The organism is Actinomycetes bacterium (genome assembly GCA_036510875.1).
Lineage (GTDB): Bacteria > Actinomycetota > Actinomycetes > Prado026 > Prado026 > DATCDE01.
In genome coordinates this window covers 1-5754 of sequence record DATCDE010000027.1, presented here as the reverse complement: position 1 = coordinate 5754, position 5754 = coordinate 1, and the positions used below count along the sequence as shown (strand labels likewise).

Sequence of the window (5754 nt, the reverse complement as noted above, 5' to 3'; positions counted from 1 at the left end):
TTCGTCTGGATGGCCGGCTGCTCAACGTGCCACAGGTGGCGGATCACGTCGTGGACGTAGCCGCCGGTGAGCTCGTCGAGGTGCGCGTCCGTCCCCGGCGCGCTCCACCCATGCGCGGTGGCGTACGCCTCGAGGCCCGGCAGTGGCTTCTCGAGCTCCGCCAGCTTCGCCTGTGCGTTGCGCGCATCGCGCACCCGCCGCCGCTTGTCACGACGGGTGACGGCGCTGTAGAGCGTCCACAGCACTCCCAGCGCGATCAGAACGAGAAGTATGCCGAGATCCCGACCCATGGTGGCCACTGCACTCCCCCGTTCCCGAGGAACCCCAACGTGCTGCCAAGGATCCACCGGCAAGCCGCGGTTGACTACAGGTCCCGCACAACTTGTTTGGCGCAGGCGAACCAACAGGTCGGCTACAGGGCGATCCAGTGCCGCCGGGTGCGGCCAAGCTCAGTGTCCCGGATGTCCTCGAGGACCCCGCCGTTCTTCTCGATGGGTCGGCGCGAGCCCGGGTTGTCCTCCTCGCACGTGATCAGCACCCGCTCCAGCCCGAGCCGCGGCGCCTCGTCCAGAACCTTCCCCGCGGCCCAGGTGGCCAGCCCACGACGGCGGGCGGACGGCCGCACGCTGAAGCCGATGTGACCGCGAGCATCGAGCAGGAAGCCGTTCGGCACGGGCATGCCGGGACGATAGCCCGCCGCTCGACTGCGCCGTACGGGTGAACCCGCTGGACAGCCCGCTCGCCCAGGTCTTGACTCGACGCACGAGCGATCGGGAGCCCCCCATGGCCGATTCTCTGCTCGACCAGAACAGCATCATTGCCCTGGCCGGAGCCGCCTTTGATGCCCTGCCAGGCAGCGTCGTCTACGCCGACAGGGAGCCACGCGGTCCCGGCCGGGTGGACGTCGGCGACCTGACCGTCGTCGCTGAGCATGCGGCTCTCCTCGTCTTCCGCGACGAGATGCCCGGCGCGAACTGGATGCACCCCTGCACCTACGCCGCGGTCGACGTGGTCACCCACCAGCTGGTGGCCCGCGTCACCTCCGACCGTCCCCCTGCCTTCGGCACGCTGCCGGCCACCTGGGTGGTCGTCAGCGACCCGGACGGCCTCGCCGACCTTGTTCGGCAGCCCTGACCCTCCCCCTCCAGTCAGGAGAAGCTCATGACGTCCTACGACCGGCTCGAAATCCCTCCCGAGCGTGTCCTCGAGCGAGTCCGGGCCGAGGCGTTCGCGGCGCTGACGCCGCGAACAGCCGCGGCGACGCACCTCAGCCTCGTCCCCCGCATCCACCCCAAGGGCCACGTGCTGCACCTGGTGGACCGGCAGATCCGCGTTCCCGCCGACTCGGTCATGGTGTTCGTGGACACCATGCCGGGAGCCAACTTCGGCCACCCGTGCCGCTATCAGTTCCACTCGCCGTCCACCGGGGAGCTGATCGAGTCCGCGGAAGCGATGTTCCCGCCCGAGGTCGCCGACCCGCAGACGGTGCTCGAGCACTTCCACGCGCCGCTCACGCCGGCGTTCGCACGCCCGCTCGTCTATGAGCCGATCGACTGGGCACGGGTCCACCCGTGGCCGTGGTGGCTCGACGACAACCGCTACGCGCTGCTGTTCACCAGCCAGATCAGCAACCGCCGCCACGTCGAGGACCTCGAGTTCGCCTACCGGATCCTGCGGCACCGCCTCGGCTTCCCGGCGTCCCACATCCACGTGCTCTGCTACGACGGCACGACCGGCGCCACCGACGCCACGGCAGCCGACATGGCGACGTGGGTCGGCGACGGGACGGCGTACCAAATGCAGCTCAACGGGGCGGCCACGAAGGCCAACCTGCAGTCCACGCTGACCTCGCTGAGCAACCAGATGAACTCCGACAGCCTGCTGTTCGTGCACACGAACAACCATGGGTCGACCTCCGGGCTGTGCATCGACAACTCGACCGTCCTCACCCCGAACGAGTGGGGAACCATGCTGGGCGGCATGAAGAAGTTCGGCACCCTCGTGGTGACGATGGAACAGTGCTACTCCGGCGCCTTCAGCCAACCGACGCTGACCCAGAGCCAGGCCAGCCGAACGTCGTTCGCCAGCGCGGTGCCGGCGAACAAGGTGAGCGCCGGGGCCACCCACTTCGACCCGTGGGCGCAGGTGTGGTTCGAGAGCCTCAACGGGGCGACGGCCTACGGGGCGAGCCTGCCGGCCAACCCGGACGCGGACGCGAACGGCCGGACCAGCGTGCGGGAGGCGTTCGACTACTCCGACGCGAACGACCATGCCAGCTACGACGACCCGCAGTACGCCGACTCCCCCAGCGGCTGCGGTTCCAGCATTTATCTGACCAAGCCGCCGTCCTTGCTGGACATCATCCGGGAGCTGGGCAAGTCGCTGAAGCTGGTGGAGAAGCAGCTGGTGAAGAAGCCACCGTTGCCCGATCCGGCGCCGGACTGGGCCAGCGAGCTGATGGGGTCGCTCAGCGCGGTCGAGTCCCTCGCCGCGCGGCTGCAGGTCGAGGCCGTGGCCGAGCGGGAGATCCGGCTGCCGAGGACGCCACGCCGCAGCAAGGCCTGACCGGCTGCCCGTTCACGACCCCGGCGACGGTGCCGGATGCGTCCCCAGCTCTTCCACCCCGGGTGGCTCGACTCCTATCGTTCGCAGGGGCGGCCGACCGGATTGCGTCGGACGCGTGCGAGCAGGGGGGTGCCGAGGTGACGACCTGTGCCAGCTGCGGCTCCGAGGTCCCCCCTGGCGCCAAGTTCTGCCAGGAGTGCGGCGCCGCGGTGCCGCTGCGTGCCTGTCCGGCCTGCGGCGCTCCGGCCGAGCGTGGACGATTCTGCGTCGAGTGCGGATCGCCGCTTGACGGTGCCCGGCCCGAGGAGGCCTCAGCCCGCGTCCCCGACCGCCCGGTCGCCGAGCGCCGGGTCACGTCGGTGCTGTTCGGAGACCTCGTGGGATTCACCCCCCTGTCGGAGTCCCGGGACCCGGAGGAGGTACGCGAGCTGCTGTCGCAGTACTTCGCGGAGTGCCGGACCGTGATCGGCCGCTACGGGGGCTCGGTGGAGAAGTTCATCGGCGACGCGGTGATGGCCGTCTGGGGCGTGCCGGTCACCCATGGGGACGACGCCGAGCGGGCGGTCCGAGCCGGGCTCGAACTGGTGCAGGCTGTTGCGGCGATGGGCGAGGACGTCGGTGCGCCTGGCCTTTCCATGCGTGCTGGTGTGGTCACCGGCGAGGTGGCGGTCACCGTGGGGGCCACCGCCGAGGGGATGGTCGCCGGCGACGCGGTCAACACGGCGGCCAGGGTCCAGTCCACCGCTGCGCCCGGAGCGGTATGGGTCGACGACACCACCCGTGCGCTCACGGCTGCCGCAATCTCGTACTCCGACGCCGGCGAGCACTCGCTGAAGGGCAAGTCCGAGCCGGCCCAGTTGTGGCAGGCGCGCGCGGTGGTGGCCGAGCTCGGGGGCGGCCAGCGCGTCGACGGGCTGGAGGCCCCGTTGATCGGTCGCGATCGGGAGATCCGGCTGCTCAAGGAGCTGTTCCACTCCACCCAGGAGTCGATGCGACCTCGCCTGGTGGTGCTCGACGGCGAACCAGGTGTCGGCAAGTCACGGCTGGCGTGGGAGTTCGAGAAGTACGTGGACGCTCTGACCGCCACGGTGCGCTGGCACCGCGGCCGGTGCCTGTCCTACGGCGAGGGCGTGGCGTTCTGGGCGCTGGCGGAGGCGTTGCGCCCCCGCTTGGGCCTCGCCGAGGCTGACTCTGGCGAGGTGGTCACTGCCGGGCTCGAGGAGGCGCTGGTCCGGTTCGTGCCCGAGGCCGAGGAGCGGGACTGGTTGCGGCCCCGGCTGGCCGCGCTGGTCGGTGCTGGACAGGCCGGCGACTTCGTGCGCGAGGACCTGTTCGCGGCCTGGACGTCGTTCCTCGAGCGGATCAGCGAGGGCCAGCACACCGTCGTGCTGGTCGTGGACGACGCCCAGTACGCGGACGACGGTCTGCTCGACTTCCTGGACCACCTGCTGGCCACCGCTCGTGCCCCGATCTACGTGCTCGCGCTGGCGCGGCCGGAGCTGCTCGCCCGGCGCGTCGACCTGGGGGGTCGCCGAAGCACCGTGATCCGGCTCGACCCCCTCGACGATGCCGCCATGGCCACCCTGGTCGACGGCCTCGTGCTCGGCCTCCCAACCGCGACCCGGGCGGCTCTCGTCGCCCGCGCCGAGGGGGTCCCCCTGTTCGCGGTGGAGACGGTCCGCGCCCTGATCGACCGCGACGCCGTCGTCCCCCGCGAGGGTCACTACGTCCCGGCTGACGGCGTCCAGCTCGATCTGGAGACCATCGGCGCACCGGCGTCGTTGCAGGCGCTGGTCGCGGCCCGGCTAGACGCCCTGTCGCCCGACGAGCGAGCCGTCGTGGGCCGCGCCTGCGTTCTCGGCGCGTCCTTCACTCGCGAGGGGCTTCTTGCCATCGGCTCCGGCGACACACACCTGGACGGTGCGTTGGCGTCCTTGCAGCGCAAGGAGATCGTCGCGGTTCAGCTGGACCGGTTCTCGGCCGAGCGCGGGCAGTACCGGTTCGTCCAGTCAGTGGTCCGGCAGGTCGCGTACGGCATGCTCTCGCGGCGAGACCGGAGGGACCGGCATCTGGCTGCGGCCGACTACCTGGCCGGTCTTGCCGACCCAGGCGACGACCTCGCCGTGGTGATCGCCCAGCATCTGCTTGACGCGGTCGACGCGTCGAGCAGTGGCGAGACCGACAAGGCGGATCTGGAGCGCCGCGCGGGCACGCTCCTCGAGCGAGCTGGTGTCAGGGCCAAGGCGTTGGGGTCGCCGGCCGAGGCTCGCCGCCGGTTCGAGGCCGCGCTGGCTCGTGCCCATGAGCCCGTCGACCAGGCCCGCCTGCACCTGGCTGCTGCTGAGGCCGCCGGGGACGCCGGGGACTACGAGGGTTCGGCCGACCATGCGCGGGTCGCGACCGAGCTGTTCGATGCGGTCGGACGCAGCGTCGACGCGGGAGTCGCCGCCTCGGTTCGCTGCCGGGCGCTGCCGGTGCTCGCCGACTTCGCAGGGATCATCGAGATCGCCGAACCGCGCTGGCAGCTCCTGGCCGACACTGAGGGGGCCGAGGTGGCCCTGCTCCGACTCGCTGGCCCCCTCGCGACCGCCCACTACGAGACCGAGCGCGACCTCGACAGTGCCGCCCGCTACCTCGAGCGGCGCGTGTTCCTGGCCGAGGAGGTCGGCGACGCGGACCTCCTCGCCCAGGCGCTGATCAGCTTCGCCAGCCGGTTCCAGGCGACCGGCGCCCCCGAAACGGCTCGGGGGCTCAACGAGACCGCAGCCGGGATCGCGCGCGCGACCGACGCACCGGGCACCTTGTCCAACGCGCTGCTGAACCTCGGCACCATCCAGATGAGCCGAGACCTGCCGGGGGCGCTCACCAGCTTCCGCGAGGCGCTGGAGACCGCACGTCGTGCAGGAGCCGCCGGGTACTCCGACTACGCCCGAGGAAACTACGCGTCCGCCCTGTGGACTGCCGGACGCCTCGTGGAGGCGCGCGACGTGCTCGTCGAGGCGCTCGAGGTGGTGTCGGTTCCCACGATCGCGCGGTACCTCGCCTGCATCGAGGTGTGGCTCGCTGACGCCATGGGCGAGCCACTCCCGAGGCCGCGCGAGACGGACTTCTCCGGGAGCGCGTGGGACCAGGCAGCGCTGGGCAACCTCGCACTGGCGCGGCTGCTTGCCAGCGGCGACGTGGCGGGGG

At 71.2% G+C, this 5754-nt stretch carries 5 protein-coding genes; 3 read left to right on the top strand and 2 right to left on the bottom strand.

Annotated elements, in window-relative coordinates:
- Both VIM19_01635 and VIM19_01630 read right to left on the bottom strand, forming a co-directional pair.
- A partial coding sequence (locus tag VIM19_01635; GenBank protein HEY5183614.1) for a hypothetical protein occupies nucleotides 1-290 on the bottom strand: 290 nt, incomplete at its 3' end.
- Nucleotides 291-412: 122 nt separating this feature from the next.
- The gene (locus VIM19_01630) at nucleotides 413-679 is read right to left on the bottom strand and encodes a GNAT family N-acetyltransferase (protein ID HEY5183613.1); all 267 of its coding nucleotides are present in this window, start codon (nucleotides 677-679) and stop codon (nucleotides 413-415) included.
- A 104-nt stretch (nucleotides 680-783) separates the two neighbouring features.
- Here VIM19_01630 and VIM19_01625 point away from each other — a divergent pair, with 104 nt between their 5' ends.
- The 3 genes from VIM19_01625 to VIM19_01615 all read left to right on the top strand — a co-directional run.
- Nucleotides 784-1134 carry a hypothetical protein gene (locus VIM19_01625; GenBank protein ID HEY5183612.1) on the top strand — a complete coding sequence of 117 codons (351 nt, stop codon included), beginning with the start codon at nucleotides 784-786 and terminating at the stop codon, nucleotides 1132-1134.
- A gap of 27 nt (nucleotides 1135-1161) precedes the next feature.
- Nucleotides 1162-2565 carry a C13 family peptidase gene (locus tag VIM19_01620; GenBank protein HEY5183611.1) on the top strand — a complete coding sequence of 468 codons (1404 nt, stop codon included), beginning with the start codon at nucleotides 1162-1164 and terminating at the stop codon, nucleotides 2563-2565.
- 137 nt (nucleotides 2566-2702) lie between these two features.
- The coding region (locus VIM19_01615; protein HEY5183610.1) for an adenylate/guanylate cyclase domain-containing protein at nucleotides 2703-5754 on the top strand (3052 nt) is incomplete at its 3' end.

Excerpts from the sequence above, each read along its gene's own strand:
- VIM19_01625 (HEY5183612.1), top strand. The coding sequence starts at position 784 with ATGGCCGATTCTCTGCTCGACCAGAACAGCATCATTGCCCTGGCCGGA.
- VIM19_01630 (HEY5183613.1), bottom strand. The coding sequence starts at position 679 with ATGCCCGTGCCGAACGGCTTCCTGCTCGATGCTCGCGGTCACATCGGC.
- VIM19_01620 (HEY5183611.1), top strand. The coding sequence starts at position 1,162 with ATGACGTCCTACGACCGGCTCGAAATCCCTCCCGAGCGTGTCCTCGAG.